The sequence below is a fragment of the Micromonospora sp. SCSIO 07396 genome (assembly GCF_053667945.1).
The window spans coordinates 3,910,376-3,930,417 of the sequence record NZ_CM132210.1 but is presented as its reverse complement, the minus strand read 5'-3'; the positions used below and the strand labels follow the sequence as shown (position 1 = coordinate 3,930,417).

Sequence of the window (20,042 nt, the reverse complement as noted above, 5' to 3'; positions counted from 1 at the left end):
TCTTGTGCATAGAAACTGTGCACAGGTACTGTGCGGTCATGGCGAACGACGGACCCACCCCCCGACCCGCTCCACGCGAGGTGCGGATCGACAAGCGGCAGGTGCGGGTGCTGGCGCACCCGCTGCGGATGCGGTTGCTCGGCGCACTGCGGGTGCAGGGGCCCGCCACCGCCACCACCCTGGCGGAAGTGCTCGGCACCAACACCGGCGCCACCAGCTACCACCTGCGGCAGCTCGCCGAGGTCGGGCTGGTCACCGAGGACCCCGACCGGGGCACCGGCCGGCAGCGCTGGTGGCAGGCGGCCCACGAGGTCACCAACTGGGAACCGACCGACTTCGACGACGACCCCGACGCGCGGGCCGCGATCGAGTGGATCCAGGGCGACCAGGTGCGCCTGCTCGTCGAGCACGCCGAACGCTGGTTCGCCACCCAGCACGAGGCGACCCCCGCGTGGCGGGACGCGATCGGCATGAGCGACATCTTTCTGACCGTGGCACCGGACCGGCTCGCGGCGCTCACCGCGGAGGTGTGGCAGGTGCTGGAGCGGTACCACCGCGAGGCGGAACACGCGCCCGCCGATCCGCAGGCCCGCCCGGTGCAGGTGTTCCTGGCCGCCTACCCGCTGCTGGACGGGCCCCGATGAGCGCGCTCACCGTACGCCAGATTCGGTTCCGCTACCTGACCCTCTACGGCCTGCGGTGGCTGCCCACCGGCCTGACCATCCCGGTGATGATCCTGCTGATGCAGGAACGCGGCCTGACGCTGTCCCAGATCGGCCTGGTCTCCACCGCCCAGGGCCTGGTGGTGCTGGCGCTGGAACTGCCCACCGGTGGTCTGGCCGACGCGCTCGGCAGCCGGGTGGTCCTGGTCACCGCCTGGGCGGTGAGCCTGCTGTCGCTCGGGCTGTTCGCGGTGGCCGACTCGTTCGCACTGTTCTTCATGGTCTGGGCCCTGCAGGGGGTCTACCGGGCGCTCGACAGCGGCCCGCTCGACTCCTGGTATGTCGAGTCCACACTGGCCGCGGACCGCGACGCGGACTACGAACCCGGCCTCGGCTTCGCCGGCACCGTCGCGGGCCTCACCATCGCCGCCGGTGCGCTGCTCAGCGGCGGCCTCATCGCGCTCGGTCCGGTCGGGCCGGTGAGCGCGTTGACCGTACCGGTGCTGGTCGCCGCCGCCCTCCAGGCCGTCGCCCTGGTCGTCCTGCTGGTCCTGCTGGTCGAGACCGGCCCTGCCCGGGGTGGCCGCGCGCTGCGTGCCTCGGTCCTGGCGGCGCCCCGGATGGTCGGTCAGGCGATCGGCCTGCTGCGCCGCTCCCGGGTGCTGCTGGCGCTGGTGTCGGTGGAGTTGTTCTGGGGCTTCGGCATGGTCACCTTCGAGTCGCTACTGCCGATCCGGCTCGCCGACGTGGTCGGCGACCCCGAGCGGGCGGCGGCGCTGCTCGGCCCGGCCAACTCGGCGGCCTGGCTGGTCTCGGCGGCCGGCGCGGCGGCCACCCCGCTGCTGCTGCGCTGGCTCGGTGCCGCGCCCGCCGCCGGGCTGCTGCGGATCCTGCAGGGCGTCACCGTGCTGGGCATGGGGCTGCTCGCCGGCCCGGCCGGGGTGCTGGTCGCCTACCTGGCCTGCTACGCCGTGCACGGCGCGTCCAACCCGCTGCACCTCGGGCTGCTGCACCGACAGGTCGACGGGCCCTACCGGACCAGCGTCATCTCGCTCAACTCGATGATGGGGCAACCGGGGTTCGCCCTCGGCGCGGTGCTGCTCACCGCCCTGGCCGACCGTTCCGGGGTCGGCCCGGCGATGGTGGTCGGCGCGGTCGCGCTGGCGGTGGCCGCCCCGCTCTACCTGCCCGCCTGGTGGGCCGGTCGCCGGGCCGCCCCGGCCACGCCCGCCGGAGCCGGGCCGGCGACCGGTCCGGCCGGGCCCGGGGCTGAACCGGCCGGGGTCGCAGCCGGGACCGGTCCAGCCGGGGGCGTCCCGCCGGGCGGCGCGGCGGCCTCAGCCGAGCCACACCGAGCTGCGCCGTAGCGTGCCGGTGAAGCCGAGTCGACGGTAGAGCCGCAGCGCGGCCAGGTTGTCCGCGTAGACGCCGAGCGCGACGTGGTCGTACCGGGTGAGCAGGGCCCGGGTCATCCCGGCGGTCAGCGCCGCGCCCAGCCCGCGCCCCCGCCGGTCGCGGGCGACGGTGAGCCCGGCGAGGAAGCCGATGTCGCCGCGACTGCGGTCGGCACCGCAGGCGACCAGGCGGTCGGCGTCCCAGATGCCGTACCAGCCGGCGACCGTCGGGTCCTGCGGGCGCGACGACGACGTGGGGAAGGCGTCGTCGATCAGCGCCGCCAGCGCCGGGTGGTCGGCCCGACCGAGGCGGACCACCCGCTCCTGTCCGGGTTGCCGGGGTGGGGCGGCGGTGGTCCAGAGGAAGTCCCAGTCGTCGACCCGGGTCGCCGCGAACCGGTCGACCAGCAGCTGCCGGTCGGCCCGGGGCAGCTGCAGGTACTGTCCCGGGCCGACGGCCCCGTCGGCGACCAGCGCCGCGACCAGCTCCACCGCCGCGTCGACCGGGCCGAGGACGCCGCCGGCCCGGTCGGTCCCCGCCGCCGGCAGCAGCCAGGCCACCGCGCCGTCGCGGACCCAGGCGCGGGGCGCGTCGTCGAGCCGCACCGCGTGCCGGACGAACGGGTGGTGGTCGGTGGCGGCGAGGACAGCCGGCCGGCCGGCGAGTTCCCGGTCGGTGTCGATCATGCGACCAGCCTAGAACCCGGCCGGGTGGGACACCCCGCCGACGCCGATCTCCACCATGGAGATTGACGAGTCGACCGTTTGGGTACATCCGGGCCGACCTACTGGGACCCCCTACCGGAGGACATAACCATGCTCGCCATCCTCGCGGCCGTCGTCTTCGGCTTTGCGCTGCTGCTGGATCTGCTCAACACCAACTTCGGCGCCCCCGACCTGTTCAACTGGAACACCCTGGTCCTGATCGGCCTGCTGCTGCTCTCGCTCTACCTGGCCGGCGTCGGCAGCGGCCCGCGCGGCGGTGGCGGCGGCCGGTGGTACCGGGGCCGTCGGCCGGGCCGCGGCTGACCGCAACGGATCAGAACGGGCGCGGTCCACGGCGCGATTCCGGCGTCGTGGGCCGCGCCCGGTACTGTCTTCCTGATGGATTCCGACGCCCTGTTCTCCCTCGGTGCACCCGCCGCGGCGCCCAGCGCCCCCGCGGGTTCCGTCGGCGTCGACGACTTCGCCTCGGTCGGGCAGGACGCCCCGCTGCCGGTGCGGATGCGACCCGCGAGCATCGACGAGTTGGTCGGCCAGGAACACCTCCTCGCACCCGGGGCGCCGCTGCGGCAGCTCGTCGGCGGTGGCGCGGCGCTGTCGGTCATCCTCTGGGGCCCGCCGGGCAGCGGCAAGACCACCATCGCCCACCTGGTGGCCCGGGCCACCGACCGCCGGTTCGTGGCCATGTCGGCGCTGACCGCCGGGGTCAAGGACGTCCGGGCGGTCATCGAGACCGCCCGCCGCCAGCGCCGCTCCGGTGGCCCGCAGACCGTGCTCTTCATCGACGAGGTGCACCGGTTCAGCAAGACCCAGCAGGATTCGCTGCTCGCCGCGGTCGAGGACCGCACGGTCACCCTGCTCGCGGCGACCACCGAGAACCCGTACTTCTCGGTCATTTCGCCGTTGCTGTCCCGGTGCGTGCTACTCACCCTCCAGCCGCTCGACGACGACGCCGTGCGCGCGCTGCTGCGCCGCGCGGTGACCGACCCGCGCGGCCTCGCCGGCACGCTCACCCTGGCCACCGACGCCGAGGACCACCTGGTACGCCTCGCCGGCGGCGACGTCCGCAAGGCACTGACCGCGCTGGAGGCGGCGGCGGCCTCGGCGACCGCGCTCGGCGTCGACCGGATCGACCTGGCCACCACCGAACAGGCGGTGGACGTGGCGGCCGTGCGCTACGACCGCGACGGCGACGCCCACTACGACGTGACCAGCGCGTTCATCAAGAGCATGCGCGGCTCGGACGTCGACGCCGCGCTGCACTGGCTGGCCCGGATGCTGATCGCCGGGGAGGACGCCCGGTTCGTCGCCCGCCGCATGGTCATCTTCGCCAGCGAGGACGTCGGCATGGCCGACCCGTCCGCGCTGAGCGTGGCGACCGCCGCCGCGCACGCGGTGGAGTACGTCGGTCTGCCCGAGGCCCAGCTCAACCTGGCCCAGGCGGTGATCCATCTGGCGACCGCGCCGAAGTCCAACTCGGCGACCACCGCCCTGGGGGCGGCGATGGCCGACGTGCGGGCGGGCCGGGGCGGCGCGGTGCCGCGCGGGCTGCGCGACGCGCACTACGCCGGCGCCCGGGGGCTCGGGCACGGCACGGGTTACCGCTACCCGCACGACGACCAGCGCGGGGTGGTCACCCAGCAGTACGCTCCCGACGACCTCGTCGGGACCGACTACTACCGGCCCAGCGGGCACGGGGCCGAGCGGTCGGTGGCCGCCCGGCTGCCCCTGCTGCGCCGGATCGTCCGGGGGCTGTCCGCCCCGGCGACGCGCCCCGACGGTCCGGTGCCGGTGGTCAACGGCCGGCACCCGTCGGGCACGGGGCACGCCGGTGGGGCGGATGAGGACGGCGGCGACGCCGCCGGGGAGGTTCGGCAGTGACATCGCGAGGTGGGGAGCAACCGCAGGACGGTCCCGACGAGCGGCGTGAACCCCGCGCCAAGGGACGTCGGTGGGGCCGGGGGCGGGGCGGCGACGAGACCCCGCCCGAGCCGGTCGGCGAGGATTTCGGCTGGATCGACGACCTGCGTACGGCCAAGCAGCAGCGCACCGAACTCGGCCCGGATGGCGGCCCGGTTCCGCCCGTGCGGCCCCCGGCCGTGCCACCTGCCGGCCGGGGCGCGGTCGCGCCGCAGTCCGGGCCGGTCGCGCCGCGCGTCGGTCAGCCGGTGCACCGCCCCGAACCGGCCGGTCCCCGCCCCGTGCAGCCGGATCCCCGACCGCGCCCGACGCCTGCCGGGACCGGCCCGGAGCCGGCACCGCCGGCCGTCCGGCCGCAGTCCGGGCCACCGGCCGCCCCGCTCCCCGGTCAACCGGGTCCGCGCCCCGGGCCGGCGGCCCCGGGTGTCGCCCGCCCGCCGCAGCCCGGTGGCCCGGTCGAGCCGCCGCCGGCCGGGATGACCCGGCCGGGTCCGGTGCCGGCCGGTGCCGATCCGGCCCGGCCCGGCCGGTCGACGCCCCACCCCGACGGGCCGCCACCCGCCGCCGGTCCGGCCGCCCCGCCGGCCCGTGGGCCGGGCTGGCCCGCGCCACCCGAGCAGCGCCCACGCCCCGGTGCGGGGCCGTGGCCGGACCCGACCTCGCCCGGCCGGCCGGGCCCGCAGCGGCCCGGGGAGGCGTCCCGTCCCGACCCCGGCACCGGTGGCACCGGCCCGGTCCGGGCCGCCGTCCCGGCCCCCGGCCGTGCGTCGGTTCCCGGTATCGGACCCGGCCGGCCGGCACCTCCGGTCGGTCAGGTGCCCCCGCCGGGTCAGCCCCCCCAGGCCGGTCAGGCCCCTCCGGTCGGCCGGGCCGGCCCCGGTGGTGCGGCCCCGGGCGGCCCACCCCCCGGTGGCCCGGCTGCCGGGCCACCGGCCGGCCGGGCGGTGCCTGAGGAGCGGCCCGGCGTCGTGACTCCCGCCGAGCCGCCCCTGCGCAGCCGCCGCACGGTGCCGGACGACCGTCCGGGAGGTCGACGGGCGGCACCGGCCGAGCCGGCCAGGTCCGGTCCGGGTTCCGCCTCCGTCGGAGTGGACCCGGGCGGTGCCCCCCGGGTCGGGGCGGGTGCCCCGACCGGTGCCGGGCTGCTGCCCGGCCCGTCGGCCGGCGGCCCACGGGCCGCCGCCGTGGCACCTGTGGGCCCGCGTCCCGACCCGACCGAGCCCGGCCCCGGTGCACCGGGGCGTCCCGCTGACGCGGCGACCGGCGTGGGCCGCGAGCCCGCGGACCGGCCGGCCGCCGAGCGGGCCGGCCGTCGGCGTGCGGCCGAGCCGGACCAGCCGCTGGTACCGCTGACCGGCAACGCGCCGCCGCTGCCCGAGGTCACGCCGGCCGCACCGGGTGCGCAGGCGGTCCCGTCGGTACCCGGCCGGCCCGGTCCGGCCGCTCGGGACGACAACGGGCGGCGTCGCCCGCCCACCGACGTCGCCGCACCACCCGGCCGTCGGGCCCGCCCCGACGGTGAACCGGCCGTCCACCGGCCCGGCCCTGACGGCGACGCGCCGGTGGGTCGTCGGGCCCGCCCCGACGACGACGAGCCGTCGGGTGGTTGGCGGTACCCGGCCGGCACCGACGCCCCCGGTCCCCGGGCCCGTCCGGACGCCGACGAGGCACGGGTCCGGCGGAGCCGGCCCGACGAGGGAGGGACGGGCGGCCAGCCGACGGTTCCGCCCACGCCCGCCGAGCGGCCCCGCAGCGACCGCCCGGAGCGTCCGGCCGACTGGCTGCGCCAGGCCGGTCGTACCTCGCACACCGACCCCGCCCTGCGGGTGCTGAACCGGTCGACCCCGCCGCCCGGCCGGTCGGACCCGTCGGCGGGCGCCACCCCGGCCGCCCCCACCCGTCGGGGTGGCCCGGAGCCGACCGGCACCCCGGTCGGGCCGTCCCGGCCGGAGCAGTCCGGGCCGCCCTGGCCCGACCAGCCCGGTCCCGCCCGGGCGACGGCCCGTCCGCAGCCGCCCGAGGGGACGCCCGGCCGCCCGGCCGGCCCCGGGCCGCACGGGCCCGACCGTCCCGCCCGGGGCGTCCACGCCGATGCCGGTCCGTCGCCGGACCCGGCCCGGGGCGCTCGTCCCGGTGCCCCCGGGGCGGTGCCCGGTGGTCCCCGCGCCGGTGGCTCGGCTCCGGTGCCCGGCGGCGCGCCGGTGCCCGGCGGCCCGCGGTCCCACGGCCCCGGCGGTCCGGACGGGCCCGGCTCGACCGGCGGTCGGGGAACGTCGCCCGGTGCTCCCCGGACCGGTGCCACGGCCGCCGTGCCGGGGCCCGGCATCGCACCGGTCGCCGGCGGTCCGCGTGCCGCGGCGTCCCCACCTGTGGTACGCCCGTCAGGTGATACCGGTGGGGACGGTGCCGCCCCGGCACCCACCTCCGGTGCTCCCCGGGTGGGTGTCCCGGTCCCGAACGCTCCCCGCCCGGCGGGACCGCCCGGCGGCCCCCGCCCCGATGTCCCGGGCCCGGGTGGCCCGCGTCTCGGCGAGCCCGATCCACGGGCACCGCGCCCCGGCGCACCGTCGCGCGGCACCGCCCGTCCGGACGCCCCGGCCGCCGGCACCGCCCGTCCGATCGCCGGCACCGCCCGCCCGGCCGGCCCGGCCACCGGTACCGCGCACGCGGGGGGCCCGGCCTCCGATACGGCCCACCCGGCCGCCGGCACCGCGCGTCCGGGCGGCCCCGCAGCCGGCACCGCGCGGGTGGGTGGCCCGGCGACCGGCACCGCCCGTCCACCCGTCCCCGCCGACGACCCGCGTCGTGCGGCGCGGCCGGAGGGGGCCCGGCGGCCCGGCCCGGCGGCCGATGCCGCTGCCCGGCCCGCCGGTGCGGCCGGGGTCGCCGCGACGGCGGCGGCCCGGGCCACCGCGCCGGGCGTACGACAGGAGGAACCCGTCGGTCGGGCCGCTCCGCCGGTGCGTCCCGCCGACCGGGCGGGGGCGGCGGGTTCCGCCACCGTGCCATCCGGACGGGTCGACGGGCCGGGTGTGGCCCGGGTGCCCCTGCCGGAGGAGGTCCGGTCCGATTCCGACGGCCCGGCCGGCGGGCCGTTGCGCCCGGCCGCCGGGGACGACGCGTCCGACGTCGACTCCGACGCGTCCACCGGGCCGCGACGCCGGTCGGGGGAGCGGCGTCGGCTGCGGCTGGGAGTCCTGGTGCTGGTCAGCGTGGTGCTCCTCGGGGCGCTCCCGCTCTATTTCGGGATGCGGACTTTGAGCCGGGACCCGGTCTTCGACACCCTCGACGAGTTGGGCGTGCCCGGTTGGGCGACGGCCAAGACGGTGGACAACGTCAGTGGCAGCCGATGGTGCCTGCAGGACTGCCGGTTGCGGGAGCGCACGGTGGAGTCCGACCGGACGCCTGAGGAGACCGCCCGGGTCTACGAGCAGGCGCTGCGGGCGGAGGGCTGGCGGCGGTGGGAGGTCACCCGCTGCCCGGAACAGCCGGCCAAGGGCAGCTACACCTGCTGGCGGCGCGACGAGTTGACCCTCGACCTGTGGGTGCGGGAGCCGACCTGCGCGGCACCGCAGGCCAGCGGGGACCCGGCGGCACCGCCGGCCACCCCGGTGGAGCCCGCGGCGGGAGAGTGCACCGGCTCGTTGGTCTCGGTGAAGGTCCGTAACGCGATCGACGACGAGCGGACCCGGCCACAGCCGAGCACCGACCCGTCACTGACCGGTGAGGACCCGTTCCCGACGATCACCGATGATCCGCTCGGCGATCTGACACGCTCACCATCCTGAGCCGGCTTCCATCACGGACGGTAGGGTCTGGGGCTGGCAGGCCCGCCTGCTTCCGATGACCCCGTGCGGGTCACGCCGCGACGGCGGGAATCCGGGTCGCGTGTTCCGGGGCGTCGGGCCCCGGAACCCTGCTTGAGGAGGACTTGCGTGGATGGTGGACAGATCGCTGCGCTGATCGCGGCCGGCGCGTTCCTGATGCTGGTGCTCGTGCTGGCGGTGCCGATCCTGCGGCTGCGGCACACCGTGGACGCGACGACCCGGATGATCAACGACCTCAACGAGCAGACCGCCCCGCTGCTGGGTGACGTCAACACCACGGTGAAAAACGTCAACGTCGCCCTGGAGCAGGTGCAGACCTCCCTCGACGGGGTGAACCTCCAGCTCGCCAAGGTCGACACGATGACCAGCCACGCGCAGAACGTCACCGCGAACGTGGCGAACCTGGCCACGGTCGTCTCGGCCGCCGCGGCGAACCCGCTGGTGAAGGTGGCGGCCTTCGGGTACGGCGTGCGCCGGGCCGCGTCGGCGCGGCGGACCGCGGAGACCGAGCGTGAGGTGCGCGACACCATCAAGCAGCAGCGTCGGGCCGCCCGGCGCGGCAACCGCTGACCCCCGGGCCGGCGGCGCACAGGAGGATAGGGGACATGAGGCGACTTTTCTGGCTCGGTATCGGGCTGGCCGTGGGCGTGGTGGTGGTCCGCAAGGCCACCCGGACGGCCCAGGCGTACACCCCGGCCGGCATCGCCAGTGGGCTGTCCGAATCCGCTGGCGGTCTGGTCGAGTCGCTGCGTAGCTTCGTGGAGGACGTACGGATCGGGATGGCCGAGCGCGAGCAGGAGATCCACGAGGCGTTCGCCCGGGGTGAGGCGTTCGACGACCAGTTCGCCGAGCTGCGGGAGGACCCGCGCATCGGTGACCGAGAGATCTTTCCGGAGGAACCCCAGCGATGAAGACGGCGGAGATCAAGCGGCGGTACCTCGCCCACTTCGAGGCGAACGGGCACACCGTGGTGCCGTCCGCTCCGCTGCCCGCCATCAGCGACCCGAACCTGTTGTTCGTCAACGCCGGCATGGTGCAGTTCGTCCCGTACTTCCTGGGGCAGCAGACCCCGGCGTACCGGCGGGCGGTGAGCGTGCAGAAGTGCCTGCGCACGCCGGACATCGACGAGGTCGGCAAGACCAGCCGGCACGGCACGTTCTTCCAGATGAACGGCAACTTCTCCTTCGGCGACTACTTCAAGGCCGGGGCGATCCCGCTGGCCTGGGACCTGGTCACCAAGCCGGTCGCCGAGGGCGGTTACGGGCTGGACGGCGAGCGGGTCTGGCCGACGGTCTACCTCGACGACGACGAGGCGTTCGAGATCTGGCGGTCGGTGGGGGTGCCGGCGGAGCGGATCGTGCGCCGGGGCAAGGCCGACAACTTCTGGTCGATGGGCATCCCCGGCCCGTGCGGCCCGTGCTCGGAGCTGTTCTACGACCGGGGCCCGGAGTACGGCCGCGAGGGCGGCCCGGCGGTCGACGAGGACCGCTACATGGAGTTCTGGAACCTGGTCTTCATGCAGTACGAGCGGGGTCCGGGCAGCGGGAAGGAGGACTTCCCGATCCTGGGTGACCTGCCGGCGCAGAACATCGACACCGGCATGGGCCTGGAGCGGATGGCCTCGATCCTGCAGGGCGTCGACAACCTGTACGAGATCGACGAGGTGCGGCCGATCCTGGACCGGGCGGCGGAGCTGACCGGCAAGCGGTACGGCGCGCACTCGGGTCACGTGGCCAGCGAGTCGCACCCGGACGACGTACGGCTGCGGGTGGTCGCCGACCATGTGCGGACCGCGCTGATGCTGATCGGCGACGGGGTGACCCCGAGCAACGAGGGGCGCGGCTACGTGCTGCGCCGGATCATGCGGCGGGCGATCCGGGCGGTGCGGCTGCTGGGCTGGCAGGAGCGGGCGTTGCCGGAGCTGCTGCCGGTGGCCCGGGACTGCATGTCCCCGTCGTACCCGGAGCTGGCGCAGGAGTTCGACCGGATCTCCCAGTACGCGTACGCCGAGGAGGACGCGTTCCTGTCGACGCTGCGGGCGGGCACGACGATCCTGGACACGGCGATCGCCCAGACCCGGTCGGCGGGGAAGCCGGCGCTGTCGGGGGAGAAGGCGTTCCAGCTGCACGACACGTACGGCTTCCCGATCGACCTGACCCTGGAGATCGCGGCCGAGCAGGGCCTGCAGGTCGACGCGGAGGGTTTCCGCCGGCTGATGGCCGACCAGCGCAGCCGGGCGAAGGCCGACGCGCAGGCCCGTAAGACCGGGCACACCGACGTGTCGGCGTACCGGTCGGTGCGCGACGACGGCGGCGAGGTCGAGTTCACCGGCTACACCGAGTTGCAGCGGGAGTCCCGGGTCCGGGCGCTGCTGCGCGGTGGCGCGACGGTGGGCGCGGCGGTCGAGGGGGAGACGATCGAGCTGGTGCTCGACACCACCCCGTTCTATGCCGAGGGCGGCGGTCAGCAGCCCGACCAGGGGCTGATCACGGTCGGTGGCGGTCAGGTCGAGGTCTTCGACGTGCAACAGCCGGTGCCGGGGCTGATCGTGCACCGGGCGAAGGTGGTCCGGGGCGAGGTGCGAACCGGTGAGACCGGTTACGCCGAGATCGACGTGACCCGCCGCCGGGCGATCTCCCGGTCGCATACGGCGACCCACCTGGTGCACCAGACGATGCGTAACTTCCTCGGCGAGTCGGCGACCCAGGCGGGTTCGTTGAACGCGCCGGGCCGGCTGCGCTTCGACTTCAACACCCCGACCGGGGTGTCGCCCAGCGTGCTGCACGACGTGGAGCAGCAGGTCAACGAGGTGCTGCTGGCGGACCTGGAGGTGAACGCCTTCATCACCACCCAGCAGGAGGCGCGGCGGATCGGCGCGATGGCGCTGTTCGGCGAGAAGTACGGCGAACGGGTGCGGGTCGTCGAGGTCGGCGACTACGCCCGGGAGCTGTGCGGCGGCACCCACGTGGCCCGTTCGGCCCAGCTCGGCCTGGTGAAGATCCTCTCCGAGGCGTCGGTGGGTTCCGGGGTGCGCCGGATCGAGGCGTTGGTCGGGATGGACGCGTTCGGCTTCCTGGCCCGTGAACACCTGCTGGTGTCCCGGCTGGCGGAGCTGTTCCGGGTGCCCGGCGAGCAGGTCGCCGACCGGGTGGAGCAGACCGTCACCCAGCTGCGTGACGCCGAGAAGGAACTGGAGAAGCTCCGCGCCCAGTTGGTGCTGGGTGGGGCGGCGGCGCTGGCCGGGCAGGCGAAGGACGTCCGGGGGGTGGCGTACGTCGGCACCGAGGCGCCGGAGGGCGCGGCCGGCAACGACGTGCGGACCCTGGCCCAGGAGATCCGCGGCAAGATCGACCCGGCGCGACCGGCTGTGGTGGCGGTGGCGGCCCGGTCGAACGGCAAGGCATCCCTGGTGGTGGCCGTGAACGCGGCGGCCCGTGGGCGTGGCCTGGCGGCGAACGACCTGGTCAAGGCGGCCTTCTCCGGGCGTGGCGGGGGCAGTCAGGACGTGGCGCAGGGCGGTGGCCTGCCCGCCACCGAGGCGCCGAACCTGCTGCTCACGGTCGAGAAGGCGATCGCCGACGCGTGACGGAACAGCACCCGAGCCAGGGCGGACCCGAGCTGGTCCGCCCTGGCTCTGTCACCGGGAGGGTGACCATCCGTGAGTGAGTCGTCCCGTGGGGTCCGGTTGGGCGTCGACGTCGGGCAGGTCCGGGTGGGGGTGGCCCGGTCCGATCCGCACGGGATCCTGGCCACTCCGCTGGTCACCCTGGCCCGGGACGTCACCACCGGCGCGGACGCGGTGCCCGGCGACCTTGCCCAGCTCGCGCAGCTGGTCGTCGAGCACGAGGCCGTCGAGGTCGTCGTCGGGCTGCCGGTCAACCTGGCCGGTCGGCACGGCCCGGCGGCCCAGCACGTTCTGGCGTACGCGAGCCGGCTGGCGGAGGTGATCGCCCCGGTTCCGGTGACCCTCACCGACGAGAGGATGTCAACTGTCGTCGCGTCTCGTAGGCTTGCCGAGCGTGGCGTCCGGGGAAAGCGCCAACGTGCGGTGGTGGATCAGGCCGCCGCGGTCGAGATCCTGCAGAGCTGGCTGGAAGCGCAGCGGAGGCGGACGGAATGATCGACGATCTGGACCTCGGGTTCGACGAGCAGGAGAGGGGGGAGAAGGGCCGGCACCGGCGCGGCTTCGTCAACCGACGCAACGGCACGTCGGGCGGGCGCAAGTCGGGCGGTGGCACCGGGAGGACCATCTTCGCCCTGTTCATGGCCCTGGTGCTGCTGGGCGGCATCGGCGGTGGTGCCTTCTACGGCTTCGACCGGATCCGTAACCACTTCATCACCCCGGACTTCGACGGGCCGGGCACCGGTGAGGCGCTCGTCGACGTCAAGCAGGGCGACACCGCCACCGACATCGGCAACTCCCTCTACGACGCCGGGGTGGTCAAGAGCACCAAGGCGTTCATCGAGGCGGCCGAGGAGAACGCGCTCAGCAAGAACATCCAGGTCGGCCGGTACAAGGTCAAGAAGGAGATGCGCGCCAGCGACGCGCTCACCCTGCTGCTGGACCCGAAGAGCCGGGTGGTCAACGGGGTCACCATCCCCGAGGGCATGATCACGCTGGCCATCTACGACCTGCTGGCCAAGGAGACCAAGATCCCGGTCGCCGAGTTCAAGGCCGCCGCGAAGGACCCGGTCAAGCTGGGCGTGCCGGAGTTCTGGTTCAACCGCAAGGACGGCAAGAAGGGGCCGCGCAGCCTGGAGGGCTTCCTCTACCCGGCCACCTACGAGTTGCCGCCGAAGGCGACCGCCGCGCAGATCCTGTCGCTGATGGTGGACAAGTTCCTCGACGTGACCGGGGAGATGAAGTTCGTCGAGACGGTCGAGGCCGACCGGGGCATCTCCCCGTACGAGGCGTTGATCACGGCGTCGATCGCGCAGGCCGAGTCGGTCAACCACGTGGACATGCCGAAGGTGGCCCGGGTGATCTACAACCGGGTCTACACCGACCGCTACCACTGCAAGTGCCTGGAGATCGACAGCGCGATCAACTACTGGCTGCGGTTGCAGGGCAAGGACCCGAAGGATTCCGACATCCTCAAGCAGTCCGAGCTGAACGACCCGAGGAACCCGTACCGGACGCACGGCGCGGACGGGTTGACCATCACCCCGATCAGTAACCCCGGCGAGGACGCCCTCAAGGGGGCGATGAGCCCGCCCAACGGCACCTGGGTCTACTTCATGACCATCGACAAGAAGGGCACCATGGGCTACGGCACCACCGATGCCGACTTCCGCGAGCTCCAGCGCAAGATGTGCACCAACGGCGTGCTGAGCGGAGAGAACTGCCGGTGAGGGCGGCGGTGCTCGGTCGGCCGATCGCACATTCCCTCTCCCCGGTGATCCACAATGCGGGTTACGCCGCGGCCGGGCTCGACGGTTGGTCGTACACCCGGATCGAGTGCGGGGCGCAGGAGTTGCCGGCGCTGGTCACCGGCCTGGGCCCGGAGTGGGCCGGGCTGTCGGTGACGATGCCGGGCAAGGAGGCGGCGCTCGCGGTGGCCGCCACCGCGTCGCCGGTCGCCGCCGCCGTCGGCGCGGCCAACACGCTGGTCCGCCGGCCCGACGGCTCGTGGTACGCCGACAACACCGACGTCACCGGCATGGTGGACGTGCTGACCGGTGCCGGGGTGCGCCCCGGTGCCGCGGTGACGGTGCTCGGCGCCGGAGGCACCGCCCGCGCCGCCCTGGCCGCCGCCGCCCGGCTCGGTGCGACCACGGTGACGGTGGTGGCCCGGCGCGCGGAGGCGGTGGCGCAGCTACGGCCGGTGGCGTCGGCGGTCGGGGTGGAAATGGTCCCGGCGGCGTGGTCCGACGCCGCCGGGCACACCCGGGCCGACCTGGTCGTCTCCACCGTGCCCAGGGGGGTGGCCGACCCGGTCGCGGCCGCTGTCGACTGGGGACCGTCCACGGTGCTCTTCGACGCGTTGTACGACCCGTGGCCGACCCCGCTGGCGGCCTCGGCGCTGGCCGCCGGCCGGCGGGTGGTCTCCGGGCTGGATCTGCTGCTGGCCCAGGCCGTCGGCCAGTTCACCCAGTTCACCGGGGTGCCGGCCCCGGTCGACGCGATGCGGGCGGCGCTGGCGGCGGCCCGCCGCTGACCACCGGTGGGCGGGCCGTCACCGCATCGCCGACTTTCCGGTCAATCAGGCGTAACCTCGCCGAAGCGGCATTCGTTTGCTCGCCTGCCGAAAAGCAACCCCTGCTCCCTTATTCTTTGGTTAAGTCGTGTCGCCACTCCGATTTCCAACCTGCCACATCCGGCTGTGGTGGATACGCTGCTGCGGGTAATCGTCGCCCATCCGGGGAGTGTTCCTTGAGCCGGCATGGAATCCACCGCGCATTTCCGGCCATCAGCGGCCGACGCAAGGCGGTCGTCCTCAGTGTCCTGAGCGTCACCGCAGTCGGCGGCATCATGGCCACGATGATGCCGCTGATCGCCGCCGAGGTGCCGCCGATCACGCTTTCCGCCGTCGCGGACACCACGGTCACCCAGGTCCCGCAGGACGGCGACAACGGGGTCAAGACCACCCTGGCCAGCTGCCCGCAGCTCTGCGACGGCAACCGCAACGGCCGGCGCGACGCGGTGCTGGAGTTCCAGGTGCGGGGCCTGCCCGCCGACGCGGTCGACGTCAAGGCGTCCCTGCGGGTGTACGCGTGGCAGCAGTTCTCGTCCCGGGTCCGGGCCCACGCCGCTCAGGGCACCGCCGTCGGTGCCGGCGCGTGGGACTACCGACCCGCCCTCGGCCCGGTGCTCTCGGCCGTCGACCGGGTCGCCCAGGGCTACAACGAGTGGGACGTCACCGCCGCCGTCACGGGCAACGGCCCGGTCACCTTCGCGTTGACCCAGGAGAACTGGAACACCCGGATCTACTGGGCCTCCCGGGAGAACGCCAAGGCCGCCATCCGGCCCAGCCTGGTGCTGACCTACCAGCGCAGCGACCGGACGCCGACCCGGCCGCCGGCCACCACGACGGCACCGACCACCGCTGCCCCGTCGCCGACGCGGACGTCGCCGTCGCCGTCGCCGAAGCCGACGCGGACGGTCAGCCCGCCCGCGCCGACCACGGCCGCCCCGCGCCCGACGCCGACCGTGCGCCCCGGCACCGACGTGCCCGGCTGGCGGCTGGTCTGGTCCGACGAGTTCACCGGGCCGACGGTCGACCTCAAGCGGTGGAACCTGCGCGACAACGAGGGCCGCGACATCGACAAGGGCTGCAACGTCGACGACCCGGACAACACCTTCGTCGCCGACGGGGTGCTGACCCTGCGCGCCCAGCGGGAGACCGCGGTGTGCAGCTCGCAGACCCGGCAGTACACCCAGAGCTACCTGGACACCATCGGCAAGGCGTCGTTCACCTACGGCCGGTTCGAGATGCGGGCGAAGTCGCCCAACGGGCCGACCGACTCCAAGGGGCTCTGGCCGGCGTTCTGGTTGCGTCCCGACGACGGCGGCAAGGGCGAGATCGACGTGGTGGAGCTGCCCGGCGGGTCGTCCCTGCACGGGGCCGCCACCCAGGCGATCTTCTACGACTACACGCCGGTCAAGCAGGACCAGCGGTGGGACTTCCCGACCGGCTACCCGGGTGACGGCTTCCACACGTACACCACCGAGTGGGAGCCGGGGGTGATCCGCTGGTACATCGACGGCCGGCAGGTCTGGCAGCGGGACCGCAGCACCACCCCGTGGTTCGACGAGGCGTTCAACAAGCCGTTCAACCTGCGGCTGAACTTCCAGGTCGGTGGCTGGCTGGGCGATCCCGACGCGGCCACCCGCTTCCCGGCCGACTTCCGCGTCGACTACGTCCGCGTCTGGCAACGCTGAGCCACCCACGACGACGTACGCCACCCGGCGGGCCCCGGCCCGCCGGGTGGCGGTTTGCCCGCTGCCCCTATCGTGTCCGCCAGCGCGCGGCGGTCGGGCGGGACAGGGGTAGGGCATGACGGTGGCGACGGACCCACGGACCCGGCACGACGGCCTGGGCTGGGTGACCAGGGCCATTTTCGCCGACCCGCGGATCTGGCTCGGTATGCCGCCCGACCCGGTGCCCGCCACCCACCGCGCGGTCGTCCGGTACGCCGTGGTGCCCTCGGTGGAGCGGGCCAGGTTCCTGCTCCCGCTCGCCTCCCGTCGGGTCGGCGCGGCGTCGACGCTGGCCTACAACGCACTGCGCCCGCCGCGGGTGCGGGCCAACCGGTTGGCCGTCGGTGTGCTGGCCGGCCTCGGGGCGACCGGGCTGGCCCGGATGCCGGTGCTGACCGTGGCGCTGCCCACCGACGCCGACCCGGCCGAGCTGCTGCTCGCCGCCCATCTGGGCCGGCTGACGGGCCGGCCGCTGCACGCCGCGATCGGCATCCGGCCACCCGACCCGCACCACAAGCCGACGTTGCAGCTCTTCGACGACCGGGGCGTCGCCCGGGCGTACGCGAAGATCGGGTGGAACGAGGCGACCCGGGCGATGGTCCGCGCGGAGGCCGCCGCGCTGCGGGAGTTGCCCCGCGACGGCGGCGACTTCCCGGACGTGCCCCGGCTGCTGCGCGAGGTGGACTGGGGTGACCTGGCGGTGACCCTGGTCGAGCCGATGCCGGCGCGGGTCCGCCGGCCGCGTCACCCGCTGCGCCCGGAGGTGGCCGCGATGCTGGCGGTGGCCCGGCGCGGTGGCCCGCCGTCGACACCCCGGCCGCTGCGCGGTTCGGCGTTCCTGGACGACCTGACCGCGCGGGCCGCGACCGCCGGTGGTCCGGTGGTCGCGGCGGTGGCGGCCCTGGCCGCCCGCGACGGCGACCGGCCGGTGGAGTTCGGGCACTGGCACGGCGACTGGGTGCCGTGGAACCTCGGCCGGCACCGGGGCCGGTTGGTCGTCTGGGACTGGGAGAACAGCGGCGCCGACCGGCCGCTCGGCTTCGATCTCGCCCACCACGGGTTCCAGAGCGCCCTGTCGCTGGGTGGCCGGGACGTCGCGGGGGCGACCGGGGAGATGGTCGAGCTGTTGGGCCGGCACGGTGCGGCGTTCGGCCTGGACCCGGCGGGGCGTCAATTCGTTGCCGACGCATATCTCGTCGAACTGTGGTTGCGGACGGCGGAACTGGCCGCCGGCGGGGGCGGCTGGAGTGCGAAGTTGCACCCCGCGCTGCTGCACACGCTCGCCGACCGGTTGGGCTCACCCCGCCCCTGACCGGCGGTTCTCCCGGTGACTGGGACAAGTGTCGGGGTCCCGACCGGAAAAACGGCGAAAAGCCCACACTGCCGTCACCGCCGCTACCGAAGCCGGCTCACGTTCCACTAGGGTGGCCCCACTCGACGACTACTGGCCGGTGACGGCGTGGTCGGTCCGGCCCGGGACGGAGTGGGGACCCTGTCCGGGGCGCAGGTGTGGGGGAGGCCCGGCCGACGGCCGGCACAATCAGGGAGCACGATGGGATCGTCACGTGTCATTCAGCCCGGGGTGGACCACGCCCCGGTCACCTGCCGTGTGAGCGGCGGTCACCTCCGGTGACCATCGTCTACGTGCTGGCCGTGCTGGCGGTGCTGGTGCCGCTGCTGGTCGTTCCGGTGCTGGCGTCCCGCTGGATGTCGGCCGTCGCCACCGGCCGGACGGCCGAACGGTTCCGGACCGCCCTGGCCGGGCTGACCGCCGCGTTCGGCCGGGTCGGCGCGGCGGTGGTGGTGCTGCTGGCCGGGTGCGCGGCGGTCGTCGCCGTGTGCTGGCCGGTCGGTGAGGCGATCTCCCGGCTCGAACCCCACGTCGACCACCCGGTCTTCGACTACGTGCACGCCCACCGGGTCGGCTTCTGGGAGGACGTCAACCTGTTCATCTCCCCGATCGGCGACCGCTACCCGCTCAAGTGGGTGACCGTGGTGGCCGCGATCGGCTTCGCCGTCGCCTGGCGTCGTCGCCGCTGGTGGATCCCGCTGGTGGCGATGCCGCTGCAGTTCGTCGTCGAGCAGTACACCCAGACCATCCTCGCGAAGGTCGTCGACCGGGGCCACCCGCCGACCGACCTGGGCACCTACCCCTCCGGCGGCTGCGGCCGGGTGCTGATGACCTTCGGCACCATCCTGGTGCTGGCCGCGCTGACCTGGCGGCTGCCGCGCCGGGTGCTGATCGGCCTGGTCACCGCCCTGGCCGTGCTGGTCTCGGTGGAGGGCTACACCCGCGTCTACGCCGAGAAGCACTGGCTCACCGACGTGTTCGGCGGGTGGTTCTTCGGCACCCTGCTGACCGGCGTGATGGTGCTCGCCGTCCTGGTCGCCGACGGTCGGGTCCGCCGACCCGCGGCCCCGACGCCGACGCCGACGACCACCACCGACGACGACCGGATGTTGACCGGCACCTGACCCCGTATCCCCGTCCGGTGTGCGCTACCCCGTCCCCGCGCCGTCCGGACCCGGCCCCCACCACTCCTCTTACAGAAGTTGGGCCACCGACGTGACCACCCTCCTCGTCGCCTCCACCGGTGGGCACCTCGCCGAGCTGCACGACCTGCTGCCCCGGCTCGGGGTGCAGCACGACTGCGTCTGGGCGACGTTCGACTCCCCGCAGAGCCGGTCGCTGCTCGACGGCCACGAGGTCATCCACGTGCCCCCGGCGAGCACCCGCGACCCGGTGGGTGCGCTGCGCGACCTGCTGGCCGCCCGCCGGGTGCTCTGCGACGGGCGATTCCGCCGGGTGATCAGCACCGGCGCCAGCGTCGCCATGTCGTTCTTCCTGCCCGCCGCCCGGCACGGCCTGGACTGCCACTACATCGAGAGCGCCACCCGCACCGTCGGCCCGTCGCTGACCGGCCGACTGGTCGCCCGGGTGCCCCGGACCCGGCTCTACACGCAGTACCCGGGCTGGGCGAACGGCCGGTGGCGCTACGGTGGCTCCATCTTCGACGGTTACGCGCCCGAGCCCGCCGCCCCGCGCCCGGTCTCCAAGATCGTGGTGACCCTCGGCACCCAGGACCGCTTCGGCTTCCCGCGCCTGCTGCAACGCCTGGTCGACGTGGTGCCCGCCGAGGCGGAGGTGCTCTGGCAGGTCGGCGCGACCCGGATCCCCCGGATGCCGGCCGGGGCCCGCCGGCAGGTGCCGTACGCCGAGATGCAGCAGGCCATGCGGGAGGCCGACGTGATCGTCACCCACGCCGGGGTGGGGTCGGCGCTGGCCGCGATGCGCGCCGGCCACCGCGCCGTCTACGTGCCGCGCCGGGCCCGGCACGGCGAACACGTCGACGACCACCAGGTCGAGATGGCCCGGGAACTCGACCGGCGCGGGCTGGTGCTGGCCCGGGAGGCCGACGCCGTCAGCGCCGAGGACCTGACCCGGGCGGCCGCCTGGACGGTGACCGCCACCGGCACGGTCCCGGCGTTCCGGTGGGCGGAGGCGGCATGAGGCCGACCCGGGACGGCAGCCCGGTGGTGGGCTCCGCCGGTCGACGCGCGATCCTCGTCCTGCGTGAGTCGTCCGGACGCGACC

General features: G+C 74.8%; 16 protein-coding genes. 15 read left to right on the top strand and 1 reads right to left on the bottom strand.

Annotated features, from left to right (window positions below; translation table 11 throughout):
* Window positions 1–38: 38 nt before the first annotated feature.
* Entirely contained in the window at window positions 39–644 is a 606-nt protein-coding gene (locus tag ACWCHM_RS16885; protein WP_454218995.1) for an ArsR/SmtB family transcription factor, read from the top strand.
* A complete protein-coding gene (locus ACWCHM_RS16880) occupies window positions 641–2,029 on the top strand; it encodes an MFS transporter (RefSeq protein WP_454218994.1) in 1,389 nt (462 codons plus the stop codon). The genes ACWCHM_RS16885 and ACWCHM_RS16880 overlap by 4 nt, the downstream gene beginning before the upstream one ends.
* Here the strand turns inward: ACWCHM_RS16880 and ACWCHM_RS16875 are convergent.
* Complete coding sequence (locus ACWCHM_RS16875; protein ID WP_454218993.1) at window positions 2,000–2,743, bottom strand: GNAT family N-acetyltransferase; 744 nt, start codon at window positions 2,741–2,743, stop codon at window positions 2,000–2,002. The two genes, ACWCHM_RS16880 and ACWCHM_RS16875, sit on opposite strands and share 30 nt — an antisense overlap.
* 129 nt (window positions 2,744–2,872) lie before the next feature.
* Between ACWCHM_RS16875 and ACWCHM_RS16870 the strand changes: the two genes are divergently transcribed.
* The 13 genes from ACWCHM_RS16870 (at window position 2,873) to ACWCHM_RS16810 (ending at window position 19,958) form a co-directional block, all read left to right on the top strand.
* On the top strand, window positions 2,873–3,085 hold the full coding sequence (locus ACWCHM_RS16870) for a hypothetical protein (RefSeq protein ID WP_067307861.1): 213 nt from the start codon (window positions 2,873–2,875) through the stop codon (window positions 3,083–3,085).
* Window positions 3,086–3,160: 75 nt separating this feature from the next.
* The gene (locus ACWCHM_RS16865) at window positions 3,161–4,660 is read left to right on the top strand and encodes a replication-associated recombination protein A (RefSeq protein ID WP_454218992.1); all 1,500 of its coding nucleotides are present in this window, start codon (window positions 3,161–3,163) and stop codon (window positions 4,658–4,660) included.
* 3,227 nt (window positions 4,661–7,887) lie between these two features.
* Window positions 7,888–8,487 (top strand): hypothetical protein, encoded by a 600-nt coding sequence (locus tag ACWCHM_RS16860; protein WP_372446020.1) that lies wholly within the window; start codon window positions 7,888–7,890, stop codon window positions 8,485–8,487.
* A gap of 147 nt (window positions 8,488–8,634) precedes the next feature.
* Window positions 8,635–9,096 (top strand): DUF948 domain-containing protein, encoded by a 462-nt coding sequence (locus tag ACWCHM_RS16855; RefSeq protein ID WP_088647310.1) that lies wholly within the window; start codon window positions 8,635–8,637, stop codon window positions 9,094–9,096.
* 35 nt (window positions 9,097–9,131) lie between these two features.
* Window positions 9,132–9,437, top strand: a complete 306-nt coding sequence (locus ACWCHM_RS16850) for a hypothetical protein (protein ID WP_067312326.1) — start codon at window positions 9,132–9,134, stop codon at window positions 9,435–9,437.
* Window positions 9,434–12,112: an alanine--tRNA ligase gene (gene alaS, locus ACWCHM_RS16845; protein WP_454218991.1), complete on the top strand. Its 2,679-nt coding sequence runs from the start codon at window positions 9,434–9,436 to the stop codon at window positions 12,110–12,112. Before ACWCHM_RS16850 ends, alaS begins: the two co-directional genes overlap by 4 nt.
* A 72-nt stretch (window positions 12,113–12,184) precedes the next feature.
* Window positions 12,185–12,646 carry a Holliday junction resolvase RuvX gene (gene ruvX, locus ACWCHM_RS16840; protein WP_204961369.1) on the top strand — a complete coding sequence of 154 codons (462 nt, stop codon included), beginning with the start codon at window positions 12,185–12,187 and terminating at the stop codon, window positions 12,644–12,646.
* Complete coding sequence (gene mltG, locus ACWCHM_RS16835; protein WP_454218990.1) at window positions 12,643–13,878, top strand: endolytic transglycosylase MltG; 1,236 nt, start codon at window positions 12,643–12,645, stop codon at window positions 13,876–13,878. The genes ruvX and mltG overlap by 4 nt, the downstream gene beginning before the upstream one ends.
* Entirely contained in the window at window positions 13,875–14,684 is an 810-nt protein-coding gene (locus ACWCHM_RS16830) for a shikimate dehydrogenase (RefSeq protein WP_454218989.1), read from the top strand. The genes mltG and ACWCHM_RS16830 overlap by 4 nt, the downstream gene beginning before the upstream one ends.
* A gap of 215 nt (window positions 14,685–14,899) precedes the next feature.
* Window positions 14,900–16,408 carry a family 16 glycosylhydrolase gene (locus ACWCHM_RS16825; protein ID WP_454218988.1) on the top strand — a complete coding sequence of 503 codons (1,509 nt, stop codon included), beginning with the start codon at window positions 14,900–14,902 and terminating at the stop codon, window positions 16,406–16,408.
* 115 nt (window positions 16,409–16,523) lie between these two features.
* Window positions 16,524–17,759, top strand: a complete 1,236-nt coding sequence (locus tag ACWCHM_RS16820) for a hypothetical protein (RefSeq protein ID WP_454218987.1) — start codon at window positions 16,524–16,526, stop codon at window positions 17,757–17,759.
* Window positions 17,760–18,076: 317 nt separating this feature from the next.
* Window positions 18,077–18,922: a phosphatase PAP2 family protein gene (locus ACWCHM_RS16815; protein ID WP_454218986.1), complete on the top strand. Its 846-nt coding sequence runs from the start codon at window positions 18,077–18,079 to the stop codon at window positions 18,920–18,922.
* A 91-nt stretch (window positions 18,923–19,013) separates the two neighbouring features.
* Window positions 19,014–19,958, top strand: coding sequence for a glycosyltransferase (locus ACWCHM_RS16810; protein WP_281898894.1), 945 nt, complete (start codon window positions 19,014–19,016; stop codon window positions 19,956–19,958).
* Window positions 19,959–20,042 lie beyond the last annotated feature (84 nt).

Coding starts and splice junctions, on each gene's coding strand:
- ACWCHM_RS16875 (WP_454218993.1), bottom strand. CDS start 2,743: ATGATCGACACCGACCGGGAACTCGCCGGCCGGCCGGCTGTCCTCGCC.
- ACWCHM_RS16820 (WP_454218987.1), top strand. CDS start 16,524: ATGACGGTGGCGACGGACCCACGGACCCGGCACGACGGCCTGGGCTGG.
- ACWCHM_RS16870 (WP_067307861.1), top strand. CDS start 2,873: ATGCTCGCCATCCTCGCGGCCGTCGTCTTCGGCTTTGCGCTGCTGCTG.
- mltG (WP_454218990.1), top strand. CDS start 12,643: ATGATCGACGATCTGGACCTCGGGTTCGACGAGCAGGAGAGGGGGGAG.
- alaS (WP_454218991.1), top strand. CDS start 9,434: ATGAAGACGGCGGAGATCAAGCGGCGGTACCTCGCCCACTTCGAGGCG.
- ACWCHM_RS16880 (WP_454218994.1), top strand. CDS start 641: ATGAGCGCGCTCACCGTACGCCAGATTCGGTTCCGCTACCTGACCCTC.
- ACWCHM_RS16885 (WP_454218995.1), top strand. CDS start 39: ATGGCGAACGACGGACCCACCCCCCGACCCGCTCCACGCGAGGTGCGG.
- ACWCHM_RS16865 (WP_454218992.1), top strand. CDS start 3,161: ATGGATTCCGACGCCCTGTTCTCCCTCGGTGCACCCGCCGCGGCGCCC.
- ACWCHM_RS16850 (WP_067312326.1), top strand. CDS start 9,132: ATGAGGCGACTTTTCTGGCTCGGTATCGGGCTGGCCGTGGGCGTGGTG.